This is a genomic window from Pseudomonas sp. RA_15y_Pfl1_P11 (genome assembly GCF_963970975.1).
GTDB classification, from domain to species: domain Bacteria; phylum Pseudomonadota; class Gammaproteobacteria; order Pseudomonadales; family Pseudomonadaceae; genus Aquipseudomonas; species Aquipseudomonas tritici.
Window position 1 is genome coordinate 198,398 of record NZ_CAXAOY010000004.1, and the last position, 17,776, is coordinate 216,173.

Genomic DNA, 17,776 nt, shown 5'->3' on the forward strand with positions numbered 1-17,776 from the left:
ATTTATTAAATCTTTGTTTTTATGTTTATTTCTACTGAGCACCTTTTCTGTGGATAGATCTCTATAAGCCTTTATTTACAGTGTGTACAGAGATTCAAAAGTCTGTGGTCATGTGCCAGTGAGGCCCTTGGATAAGCGGCTTAAGCCTGTGGATTAAACAGGTGGTTATCCACAGGCAAGTTTTTACTCAGGTTTCAGGCCTGGTTATCAACTGGGCACAAGGGCGGTTATTCACAGGGCTTAATCCACAGAAATCGGAGCAACAGTTTGAATTTCGCCCATACGGAGGCCAACCCAATCCTCAAATTCGTTGGTAAGCGCAGAAAGTAGAGATCTATTGTGAGAACACCGCAGAGCAGTTAATAATAGCGATTATCATTAACCTACTTCGTCATGCCCTATGTCCCCTTCTTCACACACGGTTGCAGTCCAGCACATCTATGAGCAGCACCATTCCTGGTTGCACGGGTGGCTCAAAGGGAAGTTGCATAACGCGTGCGATGCCGCCGATGTGGCGCACGATACGTTCGTGCGGATACTAGGCGGACGGCATGCGTCGCAGATCGTTGAACCACGGGACTATCTGGCGACCATCGCCAGGGGCCTAGTGATTGATCGTTATCGCCGGCACGCCATCGAACAGGCCTACAGACAAACACTGGCTGAACGGCCTGAAGCCACCGCCATCAGTGAAGAAGACAAGGCCATCATCATCGAGACGCTGGTGGCTGTGGATAAAGCCCTGTCCAGACTCGGCGAGCGGGCGCGGCGGATTTTCATGTTGTCGCAGATCGAGGGGCTGACTTATCAACAGATCGCCAATCAACTGCAGGTGTCACTGACGACAGTGAAGAAGCACATGATCCGGGCATTGACTGAGTGTTCGCTGATCATGGCCAGCTTGTAATGGCTATTCCCGATCGCAAGACCTTCGAGTCCGCAGCCAGTTGGTATGTGCAATTTCAATCCCAACCGGCTACACCCGCAGAACGCCAGGCCTGGCAGCAATGGCTTAACGATGATCCGGCCCATCAGGCGGCCTGGAACCAGATAGAACAGTTACAGCGCAGTCTTGGCGCCCTGCCCCAGGATTTAACCCGCCGTGCATTGTCGACCACGCAGCAACGTCGCCAGGTACTGAAGTGGATGTTGGTGTTGGGCGGTACCGGGTACTTGGGCTGGAATGTTCAGCCACACACGTCTCTGGGCGATGTATTGGCCGACTACAGGACCTCCGTGGGTGAACGCCGGCGTATCGAATTGGCCGATGGCACGCGGCTTGATCTCAACACCGGCACGGCGATTGATGTGGTGTTCGACGGGCGTCAGCGTTTGATCCGCCTGCGCGAAGGTGAAGTACTTATCCACACGGGAAAATTCGGCGGGCACACGCCCTTTTATGTCGAAACCCGCCAAGGGCGAGTCCAGGCATTAGGTACCCGATTTACCGTGCGCCAGCTGTCGGACACCACACGTGTCGGAGTTCTAGAGGATCGCGTGAGCGTGTCGCCAGGTGACCAGCCCAATCACGGCCGATTGCTCGGAGCAGGTGAAAGCGCTGACTTTGATCGCCAAAACGTAGGGCCAAACAGTGCGTATCGCGGCTCCCAGGCTGCCTGGGTGGATGGCCAGTTGATCGTATTGGATGCTCGGCTCGGGGATGTACTCGACGAGCTCGCGCGTTATCGACCCGGCGTATTGCAATGCGACCTGGCTTCGGCACGTCTGCGCGTTTCCGGTACTTTTCGCCTGGATTCAACGGAAGCGGTACTGGCCAATCTGCAAGCGACCTTGCCGATCAAAGTGAAGTATTTCACTCGCTATTGGGTTTCGGTGAAGCGAATCGGCTGACGGGAAAAATTATCCGTAAGGGGGTTATCTTTTTTTTGCCTGGCGCGGCCCTTCAGGTAATCACGACGCAACCTTCAGGGCTAACCCACCTATGCGCCTCCCTACCAAGTTTCGCCAGCGGCTCTCCTACCACAGTTTGACCGGCAGCCTACTGCTGAGTACTGCAGCCACGGCCGGTGTTTTGCTATCAACCGGCGCCATGGCCGCCAGCGCGGTGCAACACTACGCTATTGCGGCAGGCCCGCTGGATAATGCCTTGAGCCAATTTGCAGCCAGGGCGAATGTGATTCTGTCTTTTTCGCCCCAGCAAACCATACGTTTGAACACGCCGGGGTTGGAAGGTGACTATTCGGTGGATCAAGGCTTTGCGCTGCTGCTGCAAAACTCAGGATTGCAGGCGGTAGTCCAGGCGCCAGGCAGTTATGTTCTGCAGGCCATACCTGCTGGTGAACTCACACTGGCGCCCACCACGGTAAGCACTTATCAACAGGCTGGTTTCAATCAGGAGAACGCCGGTGACGTGGGCTACAAGGCGCAAAACAGTCGTATCGGCACCAAGACCAGCACGCCTTTGTCAGAAACACCGCGTTCGGTTTCGGTTGTCACCGGCCAACGCATCAAGGACCAGAAGTCGCAGACGCTGACTGAAGTATTGGGCTATGTGCCTGGCATCTTCGCCCCCCCTTTTGCGGCCGGCGATGGCTTGGCAGGTGACCTGTTCTTCATCCGCGGTTTCAACGCCACGGATTACGGCTATGGCCTACTGCGAGACGGCCTACGCGTACAAGGCAACCGGTACGACACCACTAGCGAGCCTTACGGCCTAGAACGAGTCGAAGTATTCCGCGGCCCTTCTTCTCTGCTCTACGGTGAAAACGCACCAGGTGGCTTGGTGAACCTGGTCAGTAAACACCCGACCGCCACGCCGCAAGGTGAGGTGCAACTGGGTTACGGCTCAAATAACCGACGCCAAGTGGGTGTGGATATCTCTGGCCTTCTCAATGACAGCGACAACATTCTTGGACGGGTGGTGATGCTTGGCCGCAAGTCCGATACACAGACCGATCACGTCCCGGACGATCGACTCTACATTGCGCCTTCACTGACCCTTAATTTCGACGACTACAACACCCTCACCCTGTTGGCGAATTACCAGAAGGACCACACCAACCTCGAACTTGGCCTACCAGCCGCAGGTACCTTGCTTACAAACCCCAATGGCAAGCTGTCCAAGCACACCATGCTCGGTAACACGGACTGGAACACCTTTGAACGCGAATCCTGGAGTACTGGCTACGAATTCAGCCACAGCTTCAACAACGATTGGCAGTTCCGCCAGAATTCGCGTTATATGCAGTCGCGCATAAACCGTCATGAAACCTGGCCTGGTGCGTTGAATAACCGTGGCTTCGGCACTCAACTGAACATGACCGCCTACGACCGCTACAACAAGTCGATGGTCTACTCCCTGGATAACCAACTGGAAGGCAAATTCCAGGTCGGCGGGCTGGAAAATACCGTGCTGTTCGGCGCGAGCTATGACCGCACCTCGTTCAACCAGGACTGGGACGCGGGCTTTGCCGGGACCATCAATGTGTATAACCCGGTGTACCTGCGAGACCCGCTGACCCCTGTGGCTGTGCAAAACACCTTGCTCGAACAACAGATGAAAGGGGTTTATGCACAGATCCAGAGCAAGTATGACCACTGGTTATTCTTGCTCGGCGGCCGTCAGGACTGGGTCGACAGCGATTTTCGCGACAAGGTGAACAAGGCAAGCAACACAGGCTCCGAGGACCGCAAGTTCACCTACCAGGGTGGGGTGATGTACCAGTTCGACAATGGGCTGACGCCCTATGTCAGCTACTCCACTGCGTTCGTCCCGGTGCAGCAGATTTCCAACGCGGGTTCACCGTTAAAACCGATCACCAGCAGCCAATACGAAGTGGGCGTGAAATACGAGCCGATCGGATGGGATACGGCGATGACGGTTTCGGTGTATGACTTGCGCAAGCAGGACGACACTTACCTCGATGCCACCACCAACAGCTATCGCCAAGTCGGCGAAAGCCAGGCCAAGGGCGTGGAAGTTGAAGTGAACAGCGCCATCACGCCTAACCTGAATGTGACTGCTGCCTACACTTACACTGACGCGCGGATTACCAAGGATTCGGCCACCTCTCTGGTTGAGGGGCGCCAGATGACTGGCGTGCCACGTAACCAAGCGTCGATTTGGGGCAAGTATCGATTCCTCGACAATCAACTCAAAGGTCTGTCCCTGGGGGGTGGTGTGCGCTACTTCGACAGTACGTTTTCCTACACGGCACCCAGCCTTTACGGAAAACTGGATGCCGGCAGCGTGACGCTCGTAGACGCTGCAGTTGGCTATCAAATCGACAAAAACTGGTCAGTCGATTTAAACGCCAAGAACCTGTTCGACAAGGAATATGTGTCTGGTTGCAACGATGCAGGGCGTTGCTATTGGGGGGACAGCCGTACCTTGCTCGGTACGGTGTCTTACACTTGGTAGGGTTGTGGATAACTCGGTTATTTACCGATGCAGAAACTGGAGAAGATCCGGCCCAACAAATCATCGGAACTGAATGCGCCGGTGATTTGCCCCAACAGCTGCTGCGCCTGACGTAAATCCTCAGCCAGCAACTCCCCTGCGCCCGCCAGGGTTAATTGTGCCCGACCGTGTTCCAAGGCTGCGCTCGCGTGGCGCAACGCCTCCAGGTGCCTGCGGCGCGCACTGAAGCTGCTTTCCGAGGTCTGCTCGTAGCCCATGCAGGCCTTGAGGTGATCACGCAGCAATTCCAAGCCATCACCTGCTGACTTTGCGCTGAGGCTGATAGTGACATGGCCATCCGCGCTGGTTTCCATCGCTATGGCTTCACCCGTCAAATCGGCTTTGTTGCGAATCAACGTGACCTTGGCTGGGTCTGGGCGTTGCTCGAGGAATTCCGGCCATAGGGCGAAAGGGTCCACAGCTTCGGGCGCCGTCGCATCCACCACCAGCAACACCCGATCCGCTTCGCTGATGGCCTTAAGGGCGCGTTCCACACCGATCTTTTCGACCTGGTCCTCGGTATCGCGCAAACCCGCAGTGTCAACCACGTGCAGTGGCATGCCGTCGATGTGGATATGTTCGCGCAGGATATCCCGGGTCGTGCCGGCGATCTCAGTGACGATGGCTGCTTCACGTCCCGCCAGTGCGTTGAGCAGGCTGGATTTGCCCGCATTGGGCCGTCCAGCGATCACTACCGTCATTCCATCACGCAACAAAGCGCCCTGCCCGGCTTCGCGCAGCACTGTGGATAACTCGTCGCGAACCTTATCCAGCATCGCCAATACGTGGCCATCGGCAAGAAAGTCAATTTCTTCCTCGGGAAAATCAATCGCCGCCTCGACGTAGATACGCAGGCTGATCAATTGCTCGGTCAAGTGATGCACACGCAGGGAAAACGCTCCCTGCAGCGAGCGCAATGCATTGCGCGCCGCTTGTGCAGAACTGGCTTCGATTAAGTCAGCGATCGCTTCGGCCTGAGCCAGGTCGAGCTTGTCGTTCAAAAACGCGCGTTCGCTGAATTCTCCTGGGCGGGCCAATCGGCAGCCCAATTGCAGGCAGCGCTGCAACAACATATCCAACACGACGGGGCCGCCATGGCCCTGCAACTCGAGGACGTCTTCGCCGGTGAAGGAATTTGGGCCCGGGAAATAAATTGCCAGGCCTTCGTCCAATACGCTTTCGTCAGCATCCAGGAACGCGCCGTAATGCGCATAGCGCGGCTTCAACTCACGACCGCTGATGGCCTTCGCTGCCAAGCCCGCGAGCGGCCCGGAAATTCGAACGATACCGACACCGCCGCGACCTTGAGCGGTAGCGACAGCAGCGATGGTTTCACGAGGAGCGCTCATCAGCAGGTTCCAGAACAAAAGTGACGGAAAGCAAAACGCCCCACTAGGGGGCGTCTTGAGTGGTTATCCACAGAGTAAATTACGCCTCGGCTTTTTTGGTAGCCGCTTCGATTTTACGTGTGATGTACCACTGTTGAGAGATCGACAACACGTTGTTGACTACCCAGTACAGCACCAGACCCGCTGGGAACCACAGGAAGAAGAAGGTGAAGATGATTGGCATCATTTTCATTACCTTGGCCTGCATCGGGTCCGGCGGAGTCGGGTTCAGACGCTGCTGGATAAACATGGTTGCGCCCATGATGATCGGCAGGATAAAGAACGGGTCTTTGATCGACAGGTCAGTTATCCACAGCATGAACGGTGCTTGGCGCATTTCCACGCTTTCTAGGAGTACCCAGTAAAGCGACAGGAATACCGGCATCTGTACCAGAATCGGCAAGCATCCACCCAGCGGGTTGATCTTCTCTTTCTTGTACAGCTCCATCATGGCCTGCGACATTTTCTGCCGGTCATCGCCATGTTGCTCTTTCAGTGCCGCCAGTTTCGGAGCCACGGCACGCATGCGCGCCATCGACTTGTAGCTGGCTGCCGACAGAGGGAAGAAGATCCCTTTGATCAGCATGGTCAGGAAGATAATCGACCAGCCCCAGTTACCGACGATGCTGTGGATATGTTGCAGCAGCCAGAAAATCGGCTGGGCAATGAACCACAGGAAGCCGTAATCCACAGTCAGTTCGAGACCTGGGGACAACTCTTTCAGTACAGCCTGACTTTTAGGACCCGCGTACAGGGTAGCGCTGGTTTCTGCCTTGGCACCTGGAGCAACGGTCAATGCCGGGCCAGTGTAGCCAATGATGTAATTACCTTTGGTGTCCTTGCGAGCCGCAACCACATTGTTCTGGCCAGGCTGAGGAATCCAAGCGGTCACAAAGTAGTGTTGCAACCAAGCAACCCAGCCGCCATTCACGTTATAGGTGATCGGCGCCTTTTGTTTGTCTTCGTTGACCTTGTCGATATCTTTCATCGACACTTTTTTGTACGGCTCCGAACTTGTCCACAGGGCAGCGCCCAGGTAAGTCGCGGTACCAGTGGCGGTGCTGGACGACGGATCGGAGCTGGCATCACGCTTGAGCTGCGCAAACATCGCGCCTGTCCATGGCTGAGCGCTCTGATTGTCGATCAAATAGGTGACGACAACGTCGTACAGTCCACGTTTGAGGGTGAACCGCTTGATGTAGTTGACACCGTCCTTGCTGAACTTCAAGTCAACAACCAGTTGGTCCTGGCCGTCGGCCAGTTGGTAACTCTTCTTCTCCGAAGAGAAAACCGGACGACCGGTAGCGCTTGCATCGGGACCGTTCGTGCCGATCAGGCCACTTTGAGCCAGGTAAACACGCTCGCCACCGTTATCGAACAGCTGGAATGGAATTTCCGGGTGATCCTGACGGCGCGGATACAGCGGAAGCGTCAGCTTGGCAACATCGCCACCTTGCGGGTCGATAGCCAGGTCCAATACATCCGTCTTGATCTGGATGAGGTCCGTGCTGGCGGCAACTGGAACTTCGGCAGGTGCGTTTGTCTCGCCCGGTGCACGTGGAATGTCGTCACTGGCGGCAGTTTTGTTGCCACTTACTGTGTCGGGAAGCCCCGCAGGAACAGCATTGGCAGCAACATTCTGAGTCGGCAGGGCAGCTTGGCCGTAGTCCTGGTTCCACTTAAGAACCATGACGTAGGACACGATTGCCAGGGCGACGATCAGGATCGTGCGTTTAATATCCATGATTACTCGGCCATCGAAGAAGAACGGGAGGTAGGGATAGATGGAACCGGGTCATAACCACCGGGATTCCACGGATGACAGCGACCTAAACGACGAAAGGTCAGCCAGCCACCGCGCAGAAGACCATGATTTTCTATGGCCTCTAACGCGTAGCAGGAACAACTGGGGTAGAAACGACAGTGGCTGGCCATCAGAGGACTAATGGCATAGCGATAAAACTGGATCGGAACGATTGCCAGTTTACGCATCAAGGCTGTCTACCCCTACAGTTTCGGTGCTGACTTCTGGTGCTGGCTTGTGGGTACGCGCCAAACGTTTCCAGAGCTTGCCGAAATGCTGAATCAATTCGGGGTTTTCTACGTCCCCCAAGCCTTTGCGCGCGACGATAACAATATCCCAACCAACCAGAGTGTCCTGGTGGAGGCGAAACGATTCGCGCATCAGACGCTTGAGGCGATTGCGCTCAACGGAGAGCTTTACGCTCTTCTTGCCGATCACCAACCCAAGACGGGGGTGATCAAGATCGTTGTTACGCGCAAGGAGCAGGAGATTTTTCCCCGGAACCTTGCCGGTGGGGGAGTCAAAGACTGCCTTGAAATGCCGGGGGGTCAGCAAACGCTTTTCCCGACTGAAGTCCTGACTCACCACCAGTACCGGATTATCAAACTGCCAGACGCGCACGACCTTTGGCGCGACGACGCGACAGGACAGCACGGCCGTTCTTGGTAGCCATGCGAGCACGGAAGCCGTGAGTGCGGGCGCGTTTGATGGTGCTTGGTTGGAAAGTACGTTTCATGGCGTTGTTACCTGGTTCGTCCACAACGGGCCGGAATGGCCCCCGTTTTAAGAGACCGGCGATTCTAGAGAAAGCAAGCCTCTAGGTCAATTTCCAACCAGCTTTTCCTTCAATTAGATCTCTAGGCGCCATTTGGCCTTTTCTGTCTGCTTGGCCTTCAAGGGCAGTGGCATAGATATAAAAATAAAGAAGGAAGTTATTTAAAGCTTTTCTGTAAAGCTTATAAAAGCTAGGCAGGCCATCCTCTGTGGATAAGTACCTTTAGCCCACATTCCACGTGATGTACAGAGAATGACAACACGGGGGAGAAACGGTGCTCTGCCTGTGCTGCGCTGTCGGATAAGCTGTGTGTGGAATGGCTTGTTATCCACAGGGCAGTTACCCACTGACTTTAGCCCCCACTTGTACAACGACCTTAGGTACGCTTATCCACAGAGCTTATGCACAGACCATTGGTCGACTTTTTTACCGTTAAGACGTTGATTTTGGCTGGCCTCTGATCAACCCACATGTGGATAAGTGGGCGGCTCGCCGCTACAATGGCGGCTGTTTTTGCCTCACCGGCTTTCAACTTAGGGGATATCCGTGTCAGTGGAACTTTGGCAGCAGTGCGTGGAGCTTTTGCGCGATGAGCTGCCTGCCCAGCAATTCAACACCTGGATCCGTCCGCTACAGGTCGAAGCCGAAGGCGACGAGTTGCGTGTCTACGCGCCCAATCGTTTTGTCCTCGACTGGGTCAACGAGAAGTACCTGAGCCGCGTTCTCGAATTGCTCGACGAACAGGGTAATGGCGTTGCGCCTGTGCTTTCCTTATTAATAGGCAGCAAACGTAGCTCCGCACCTCGTGCTGCGCCGAATGCGCCGTTGGCCGCTGCTGCGTCGCACGCTCAGGCCGCTGCTGCACCGGCCCCCAGTGCACCTGCGCCGACAGCCTCCAAGTCCTCTGCGCAAAAGAATGCAGCACAGCATGAAGAGCCGTCCCGTGACAGTTTTGACCCTATGGCCGGTGCCGCCTCTCAGCAAGCACCGGTTCGCGCTGAGCAGCGCACCGTGCAGGTCGAAGGTGCGCTCAAGCATACGAGTTACCTGAACCGCACATTTACCTTCGAGAACTTCGTTGAGGGTAAATCCAACCAACTGGCTCGTGCAGCTGCCTGGCAGGTAGCCGATAACCCCAAGCACGGCTACAACCCGCTCTTCCTTTATGGCGGCGTTGGCTTGGGTAAGACTCACTTGATGCACGCTGTGGGTAACCACCTATTAAAGAAGAATCCGAATGCCAAGGTCGTGTACCTGCACTCGGAGCGCTTCGTGGCTGACATGGTCAAGGCCTTGCAGCTAAATGCCATCAACGAATTCAAGCGGTTCTACCGGTCGGTTGATGCCTTGCTGATCGATGACATTCAGTTCTTCGCCCGCAAGGAACGTTCCCAGGAAGAGTTTTTCCACACCTTCAACGCCCTGCTAGAAGGCGGCCAACAGGTCATCTTGACCAGTGACCGTTATCCGAAAGAAATCGAAGGCCTGGAAGAACGCCTGAAGTCGCGCTTTGGCTGGGGCCTGACCGTAGCTGTAGAGCCGCCGGAACTGGAAACCCGTGTCGCGATCCTGATGAAAAAGGCCGACCAGGCCAAGGTCGACTTGCCCCACGACGCGGCGTTCTTCATCGCCCAACGCATTCGTTCCAACGTACGTGAGCTGGAAGGCGCGCTCAAGCGGGTTATCGCGCACTCGCACTTCATGGGCCGCGACATCACCATCGAGCTGATTCGCGAATCCCTCAAAGACTTGTTGGCATTGCAGGACAAACTGGTGAGTGTGGATAACATCCAGCGCACTGTGGCCGAGTACTACAAGATCAAGATTTCCGACCTGCTGTCCAAGCGCCGTTCGCGTTCGGTAGCACGTCCCCGTCAGGTGGCCATGGCGCTCTCCAAGGAGCTGACCAACCACAGCCTGCCGGAAATCGGTGATGTGTTTGGCGGGCGTGACCACACGACGGTCTTGCACGCATGCCGCAAGATCAATGAACTTAAGGAATCCGACGCGGATATTCGCGAGGACTACAAGAACCTGCTGCGTACACTGACAACTTGATGACACCAGCGCAGCTTATTAAGGCAAGGGACTAGACCATGCATTTCACCATTCAACGCGAAGCCCTGTTGAAACCCCTGCAACTGGTCGCAGGCGTCGTCGAGCGCCGACAGACCTTGCCGGTGCTTTCCAACGTATTGTTGGTCGTCGAAGGCCAGCAGTTGTCCCTGACCGGTACCGACCTGGAAGTCGAGCTGGTCGGTCGTGTGCAGCTGGAAGAGCCTGCCGAACCTGGCGAGATCACTGTGCCTGCGCGCAAACTGATGGATATCTGCAAAAGCCTGCCGAACGATGCGCTGATCGACATCAAGGTTGATGACGCGAAGTTGGTGGTCAAAGCGGGTCGTAGCCGTTTCACCCTCTCTACTTTGCCAGCCAATGATTTCCCGACCGTAGAAGAAGGCCCTGGTTCGCTGACCTGCAGCCTGGAGCAGAGCAAACTGCGTCGCTTGATCGAGCGCACCAGTTTCGCCATGGCGCAGCAGGATGTGCGTTACTACCTCAACGGCATGCTGCTGGAAGTGTCTGAAGGCATCATCCGCGCCGTAGCGACCGACGGTCACCGCCTGGCGATGTGCTCGATGCGCGCCGATATCGGTCAGCCAGACCGTCACCAGGTGATCGTGCCGCGTAAAGGTATCCTCGAACTGGCGCGCCTGCTCACTGAGCCAGAAGGTAATGTCAGCATCGTGCTGGGCCAGCACCATATTCGTGCGACCACCGGCGAGTTCACCTTCACTTCCAAACTGGTCGACGGCAAATTCCCGGACTACGAGCGTGTGCTGCCCAAAGGTGGCGACAAGCTGGTGATCGGTGACCGTCAGGCCCTGCGTGAAGCCTTCAGCCGCACCGCGATTCTTTCCAACGAAAAGTACCGTGGTATTCGTCTGCAACTGGCCAATGGTCAGCTGAAAATCCAGGCCAACAACCCAGAGCAGGAAGAAGCGGAAGAAGAAGTGGGCGTCGACTACAACGGCGGTTCGCTGGAAATTGGCTTCAACGTGAGCTACCTGTTGGATGTGCTGGGTGTGATGACCACTGAACAGGTTCGCCTGATCTTGTCGGACTCCAACAGCAGCGCCCTGGTGCAGGAATCCGATAACGACGACTCGGCTTACGTTGTCATGCCGATGCGCCTGTAATCATGCTCAGCAGAAGCTAGATGTCCCTCAGTCGCGTCTCGGTCACCGCGGTGCGCAATCTGCACCCGGTGACCTTCTCCCCTTCTCCCCGCATCAATATCCTCCACGGCGCCAATGGCAGTGGCAAAACCAGCGTGCTGGAAGCCATTCACTTGTTGGGGCTTGCCCGTTCCTTTCGCAGTGCCCGCCTATTACCGGTCATCCAGTATGAACAATTGGCGTGCACGGTGTTTGGCCAGGTCGAACTGGCTGAGGGTGGGCACAGCAGTCTTGGGATATCCCGTGATCGCGGCGGAGAGTTCCAGATTCGCATTGATGGGCAAAATGCTCGCAGTGCTGCGCAGTTGGCGGAAATCCTGCCACTGCAACTGATCAACCCTGACAGCTTTCGTCTGTTGGAAGGCGCGCCGAAAATCCGTAGGCAATTCCTCGATTGGGGAGTGTTCCACGTGGAACCGCGTTTCATGGCCACTTGGCAGCGCCTGCAGAAGGCCCTGCGGCAGCGGAACTCATGGCTGCGGCATGGTACACTTGACGCCGCTTCGCAAGCGGCCTGGGACCGGGAACTGTGCCTGGCCAGCGACGAAATAGATGAATACCGCCGTGCCTATATCAAAGCCTTGAAACCAGTCTTTGAGCAGACCTTGAGTGAGTTGTTGGACCTCGATGGCCTGACGTTGAGTTACTACCGTGGTTGGGACAAAGAGCGTGAGCTGAGTGCTGTGCTCGCGACGTCCTTGCAGCGGGATCAGCAAATTGGGCATACCCAGGCTGGACCCCAACGGGCTGACTTGCGTCTTAGATTAGGCGCTCACAATGCTGCGGACATTTTGTCCCGTGGTCAGCAAAAGTTGGTGGTGTGTGCACTGCGGATCGCCCAGGGCCATTTGGTTAGCCAGGCCCGGCGCGGTCAGTGTATTTATCTGGTGGATGACTTGCCGTCCGAACTCGACGAGCAACATCGCCGCGCGTTATGCCGCTTGTTGGAAGAATTACGCTGCCAGGTGTTTATCACCTGTGTAGACCACGAATTATTGAGGGAAGGCTGGCAGACGGAAACGCCAGTCGCTTTGTTCCACGTGGAACAAGGCCGTATCACCCAGACCCACGACCATCGGGAGTGAAGGCATGAGCGAAGAAAACACGTACGACTCGACCAGCATTAAAGTGCTGAAAGGTTTGGATGCCGTACGCAAACGTCCCGGTATGTACATTGGCGACACTGATGACGGTAGCGGTCTGCACCACATGGTGTTCGAGGTGGTCGACAACTCCATCGACGAAGCTCTGGCCGGTCACTGCGACGACATCAGCATCATCATCCACCCGGATGAGTCTATTACCGTGCGCGACAACGGTCGCGGCATTCCGGTAGATGTGCACAAAGAAGAAGGCGTTTCGGCGGCAGAGGTCATCATGACTGTGCTCCACGCCGGCGGTAAGTTTGACGATAACTCCTATAAAGTCTCCGGTGGTTTGCACGGCGTAGGTGTGTCAGTCGTGAACGCGCTGTCCGAAGAGCTGATCCTGACTGTTCGCCGTAGCGGCAAGATCTGGGAACAGACCTACGTGCACGGTGTTCCAAAAGAACCGATGAAAATTGTCGGTGACAGCGAAACTACCGGTACGCAGATTCACTTCAAACCGTCTGACGAAACCTTCAAGAATATCCACTTCAGCTGGGACATCCTGGCCAAGCGTATTCGCGAACTGTCCTTCCTTAACTCGGGTGTGGGTATCGTCCTCAAGGACGAGCGCAGCGGCAAGGAAGAGCTGTTCAAATACGAAGGCGGTCTGCGTGCGTTCGTTGAATACCTGAACACCAACAAGACTGCGGTCAACCAGGTGTTCCACTTTAACATCCAGCGTGAAGACGGCATCGGCGTGGAAATCGCCCTGCAGTGGAACGACAGCTTCAACGAGAACCTGTTGTGCTTCACCAATAACATTCCTCAGCGCGACGGTGGTACTCACCTGGTGGGTTTCCGGTCCGCACTGACGCGTAACCTCAACACCTATATCGAAGCCGAAGGTTTGGCCAAGAAGCATAAAGTCGCCACTACCGGTGACGATGCTCGCGAAGGCCTGACGGCGATCATTTCGGTGAAAGTGCCAGATCCTAAGTTCAGTTCCCAGACTAAAGACAAGCTGGTGTCTTCCGAAGTGAAGACCGCAGTGGAACAGGAGATGGGTAAGTACTTTTCCGACTTCCTGCTGGAAAACCCGAACGAAGCCAAGCTGGTTGTCGGCAAGATGATCGATGCTGCACGTGCCCGTGAAGCCGCGCGTAAAGCCCGTGAGATGACCCGTCGTAAAGGTGCGCTGGATATCGCCGGCCTGCCGGGCAAACTGGCTGACTGCCAGGAGAAAGACCCTGCCCTCTCCGAACTGTATCTAGTGGAAGGTGACTCTGCTGGCGGCTCCGCCAAGCAGGGTCGTAACCGCCGTACCCAGGCCATCCTGCCGTTGAAGGGTAAGATCCTCAACGTCGAGAAGGCTCGCTTCGACAAGATGATTTCCTCTCAGGAAGTCGGCACCTTGATCACGGCGTTGGGCTGCGGTATTGGCCGTGACGAGTACAACATCGACAAACTGCGCTATCACAACATCATCATCATGACCGATGCTGACGTCGACGGTTCGCACATCCGTACCTTGCTACTGACCTTCTTCTTCCGTCAGTTGCCGGAGTTGATCGAGCGTGGCTATATCTACATCGCCCAACCGCCGTTGTACAAAGTGAAAAAGGGCAAGCAAGAGCAATACATTAAAGACGACGACGCCATGGAAGAGTACATGACGCAGTCGGCTCTGGAAGATGCCAGCTTGCACTTGAACGACGAAGCGCCGGGCATCTCCGGTGAGGGGTTGGAGCGTCTGGTTAACGACTTCCGCATGGTGATGAAGACCCTCAAGCGTTTGTCGCGCCTGTACCCTCAGGAGCTGACCGAGCACTTCATCTACCTGCCAGCCGTGAGCTTGGAACAGTTGGGCGACCATGCGCACATGCAGGATTGGCTGGCCCAGTACGAAGTGCGCCTGCGCACCGTCGAGAAGTCTGGCCTGGTGTACAAAGCCAGCCTGCGTGAAGACCGTGAACGTAACGTGTGGCTGCCGGAGGTCGAGTTGATCTCCCACGGCCTTTCCAACTACGTCACTTTCAACCGCGACTTCTTCGGCAGCAATGACTACAAGACAGTGGTTACTCTGGGCGCGCAGTTGAGCACTCTGCTGGATGACGGCGCTTATATTCAGCGTGGCGAACGCAAGAAGCAGGTCAAGGAATTCAAGGAAGCCCTTGACTGGCTGATGGCTGAAAGCACCAAGCGCCACACCATCCAGCGATACAAAGGTTTGGGCGAGATGAACCCCGATCAGCTGTGGGAAACCACCATGGATCCCGCCCAGCGTCGTATGCTGCGTGTGACCATCGAAGACGCGATTGGCGCAGACCAGATCTTCAACACCCTGATGGGTGATGCGGTCGAACCTCGTCGTGACTTCATCGAGAGCAACGCGTTGGCGGTTTCTAACCTGGACTTCTGATTCAGATGTAGGATCCCAGAATAGTTGCTCATTTTCACAAATAGATGGTTCACCTAACCTGTGGATTAGGAAGCCATTGCAAAGAAGGCCCGCTTATAAAGCGGGCTTTTTTTCGCCTCCGAAACGAGTGCAATTATCGATTTGGCACATCAATACCGTTCAATTTGGCTGTCGCCAGCAAACTCTCATTACGCTCATAAGCAGGTTTTTTTGCGCAGTGAAAAGACGACGTAGAAGGATGGGCAGAGCGTTCAGCGCAACATCTCATTGTATGCGTAGCGGATATTGGACTACGCTCAGCCCAAACCCCATCGTCTGGAGGAAATCTGTCTATCTATCGAGATATTGGCGCCAGCGCCTCATTGACCCGTGGGGTGAAGGAAGACTGACCCATCTCCAACGCTGTAAAAAACCAGCAAATACAACGATTCGCGAGGAGTCACATTCGGTCAGTGAAATAACCGAAACAGAGGGAACTCAGGTCTTTACCTGATAGGAAGGCCTTTGGAGTCGCCGTACTATCTTTATCTGAGCAGGTTCGGACATGTTAAATGGGGCTTTTTATCATATCGGTTCGCTCAAGTATTGCACGAATGGTGTCGATAGCATGAAGCTACACGAGTGAACGTTCGCTAGCGATACGTGAAAGCCAAAGCGGCTGATTTTAAAAGTATTTTTAACTAAATAACTTCTGTTGGCAGTGTGACTATATTTGTTTGTACTAACGTGGAGTGAGTGAAGCGGCGCTAGAGTTGTTTTGTTGGCGCCAGAAAAACCTCTCTCTCTTCGTCGGTTTAAGAGGATGACAGCAGCGGCAAGCTTCGCTTAGTATTTTCTATCGAGATATCAAAGTGACATTATTTCTTGACGGTTTTTCAGTAAAATAACTCTGGCATTGACCGACTACGTCTTATTGCGATGTGGTAATCCGTGACTTTGAATGCGCCCCCTTAATACGGGGCGACGATGCCAGGTGTGACGTGGCTTGTCTTAATAGCGGGAAGCGTGGATGAGTTGTTCTGATGACGCATTAGGTTCGTTTGCAATCAGTGAGGCAAACCCAGCGGGCGTGAATCCGCGCGAGGGTGCTGCATTCACACTGGCGCAGACAGAAATTGAAAAGCTGACCAACATCTATGCCGAGTCAGGCGTCGATTGGCATAAGGTTGGCGCCGCCTGTGCGAAAGTATTGAGCGAAGAAGGCAAGGATTTGAACGCTGCCATCTGGTTGCTGTGCGCATGGACGCAGACCCGTGGGCTGCCTGGTTTGGCGACTGGTGTTCATGTTCTTCACCAAATGCTTGAGCTTTACTGGGATAATTTGACGCCCCCTCCTTCGCGTTTACGTGCTCGACGCAATCAGGCTGAGTGGATGCTGGAATGGTTGACTGCCAAGATTGAGGAAAGTTTCCCTGCCTTGGAGGTATCTCAACTCGAAAGCTTGCTCAAAGACTGGGACGCCCTCGATACGGTCTGGCGTGAGTATGACGCTGAAGGCCCGGCTTTTTTTCGTATGCGCCGTCGCCTGTCGCAGTTACCGGTCGAGGCCATTGCCGAACCGGAGCTCGAACCCGTAAGCGCCGATGTACCTGGGGATAGTCAGCAGGTGCGTCCCGTCCCCACTCCGGTGTCAGTCGCACAGCCTGTTTCTCAATCCAGTGCCATGCCCAGCGGAACACCGCCAGCGCTAGGTACGGTACAGCCTATTGGCACCCTGGACAGTGACGAGTCCGTCGAAAACGCAATCACCGGCGTGTTTGCCTCGTTCTCTCCGTTAGTGGATTTTTGTCTTGAATCACGCACCACCCTGCCTCTGCTTTTTCGCCTGAATCGACAAATGGCCTGGATGACACTGGAGCAGGCTCCACCCTCGCAGTCCAATATGACTCGCCTGCCAGCGCCACCACAAAACCAGTTGGAAAGCTTCGCCCGCTTGCAAAGTGTCGGCGAACCGTTGGACATCGTGCGTTTTTGTGAAGGCCATTTGGGGGTATATCCACTTTGGTTGGATCTTAACCGTGTCTGCCATGCTGCGCTGTCGCGTCTGGGATCTGCTGCAGTAAGCGCTGCTGTCAGTCTGATACTGGAGACGCAACAGCTATTGGCACGCCTGCCTGCGCTGGCCGAATTGACTTTCGCGGACGGCCAACCTTTCGCTGATGGTGCAACTCGCAGCTGGCTTGAGGGCCTTGCCCCAGTGTCCCGTGGTGGAGCCGTTGACGCTATTCAAACGCTCATTGATGAAGCTCGGCAGAGCGCTGCAACCGGGCAACTCAAAGACGCCATGACTCGCCTGCAGGATAGTTTGCGCGACGTTGCCAGTGGCCGTGATCGCTTTCGCCTGCGCAAGGCCCAGTACGAGTTATTGCACCGTTTCGATCCTTCGCTGCAGTTGCGTGTGGCCCTGGATGTGTTGTTACAGGAAGCCAAGGAGCAACGTCTCGACCGCTGGGAGCCCGAGCTGGTGCAGCCTTTATTGGAACTCGCCCAAAGCTATGACGAGAGCGGTTCAAGGTCATTGTGGGCAGAGCAACTGGCCGCGATGGATATGTCGGCCTTCTGGCATTTTGCCAGCCCACAGGCCGGTTGAGTTCAGCAATACCCGAAAGCAAAACAGATGCACCCGTGCCTTAAGTTTTTAAT

At 55.3% G+C, this 17,776-nt stretch carries 13 protein-coding genes; 8 read left to right on the forward strand and 5 right to left on the reverse strand.

What is annotated here, in order from left to right:
- Window positions 1-400 precede the first annotated feature (400 nt).
- The 3 genes from AACY44_RS06705 (at window position 401) to AACY44_RS06715 (ending at window position 4,381) form a co-directional block, all read left to right on the forward strand.
- Entirely contained in the window at window positions 401-907 is a 507-nt protein-coding gene (locus AACY44_RS06705) for a sigma-70 family RNA polymerase sigma factor (protein ID WP_339418525.1), read from the forward strand.
- Window positions 907-1,851, forward strand: coding sequence for a FecR domain-containing protein (locus AACY44_RS06710; RefSeq protein WP_339418524.1), 945 nt, complete (start codon window positions 907-909; stop codon window positions 1,849-1,851). Before AACY44_RS06705 ends, AACY44_RS06710 begins: the two co-directional genes overlap by 1 nt.
- Window positions 1,852-1,942: 91 nt before the next feature.
- Window positions 1,943-4,381 carry a TonB-dependent siderophore receptor gene (locus tag AACY44_RS06715; protein ID WP_339529964.1) on the forward strand — a complete coding sequence of 813 codons (2,439 nt, stop codon included), beginning with the start codon at window positions 1,943-1,945 and terminating at the stop codon, window positions 4,379-4,381.
- A gap of 17 nt (window positions 4,382-4,398) precedes the next feature.
- Here AACY44_RS06715 and mnmE read toward each other — a convergent pair whose 3' ends face one another.
- The 5 genes from mnmE to rpmH all read right to left on the reverse strand — a co-directional run bounded on the left by mnmE (window position 4,399) and on the right by rpmH (window position 8,348).
- The gene (mnmE, locus tag AACY44_RS06720; protein ID WP_339418521.1) at window positions 4,399-5,769 is read right to left on the reverse strand and encodes a tRNA uridine-5-carboxymethylaminomethyl(34) synthesis GTPase MnmE; all 1,371 of its coding nucleotides are present in this window, start codon (window positions 5,767-5,769) and stop codon (window positions 4,399-4,401) included.
- Between the two features lie 79 nt (window positions 5,770-5,848).
- Complete coding sequence (yidC, locus tag AACY44_RS06725) at window positions 5,849-7,552, reverse strand: membrane protein insertase YidC (protein WP_339418520.1); 1,704 nt, start codon at window positions 7,550-7,552, stop codon at window positions 5,849-5,851.
- 2 nt (window positions 7,553-7,554) lie between these two features.
- Window positions 7,555-7,800, reverse strand: coding sequence for a membrane protein insertion efficiency factor YidD (yidD, locus tag AACY44_RS06730; protein ID WP_083207160.1), 246 nt, complete (start codon window positions 7,798-7,800; stop codon window positions 7,555-7,557).
- Window positions 7,793-8,197: a ribonuclease P protein component gene (gene rnpA / locus AACY44_RS06735; RefSeq protein WP_026083143.1), complete on the reverse strand. Its 405-nt coding sequence runs from the start codon at window positions 8,195-8,197 to the stop codon at window positions 7,793-7,795. The genes yidD and rnpA overlap by 8 nt, the downstream gene beginning before the upstream one ends.
- Before the next feature lie 16 nt (window positions 8,198-8,213).
- Complete coding sequence (gene rpmH / locus AACY44_RS06740) at window positions 8,214-8,348, reverse strand: 50S ribosomal protein L34 (protein ID WP_003213577.1); 135 nt, start codon at window positions 8,346-8,348, stop codon at window positions 8,214-8,216.
- 585 nt (window positions 8,349-8,933) lie between these two features.
- On the opposite strand from rpmH, the gene dnaA reads away from it, so the two are divergent.
- The 5 genes from dnaA to tssA all read left to right on the forward strand — a co-directional run bounded on the left by dnaA (window position 8,934) and on the right by tssA (window position 17,723).
- Entirely contained in the window at window positions 8,934-10,445 is a 1,512-nt protein-coding gene (gene dnaA, locus AACY44_RS06745; RefSeq protein WP_339418519.1) for a chromosomal replication initiator protein DnaA, read from the forward strand.
- A 38-nt stretch (window positions 10,446-10,483) separates the two neighbouring features.
- Complete coding sequence (gene dnaN / locus AACY44_RS06750; protein WP_049710809.1) at window positions 10,484-11,587, forward strand: DNA polymerase III subunit beta; 1,104 nt, start codon at window positions 10,484-10,486, stop codon at window positions 11,585-11,587.
- Window positions 11,588-11,607: 20 nt separating this feature from the next.
- Window positions 11,608-12,711: a DNA replication/repair protein RecF gene (gene recF / locus AACY44_RS06755; protein WP_339427728.1), complete on the forward strand. Its 1,104-nt coding sequence runs from the start codon at window positions 11,608-11,610 to the stop codon at window positions 12,709-12,711.
- A 4-nt stretch (window positions 12,712-12,715) separates the two neighbouring features.
- Window positions 12,716-15,133, forward strand: coding sequence for a DNA topoisomerase (ATP-hydrolyzing) subunit B (gyrB, locus tag AACY44_RS06760; protein ID WP_339418515.1), 2,418 nt, complete (start codon window positions 12,716-12,718; stop codon window positions 15,131-15,133).
- A gap of 1,009 nt (window positions 15,134-16,142) precedes the next feature.
- Window positions 16,143-17,723, forward strand: a complete 1,581-nt coding sequence (tssA, locus tag AACY44_RS06765; RefSeq protein ID WP_339529966.1) for a type VI secretion system protein TssA — start codon at window positions 16,143-16,145, stop codon at window positions 17,721-17,723.
- Window positions 17,724-17,776: the final 53 nt, after the last annotated feature.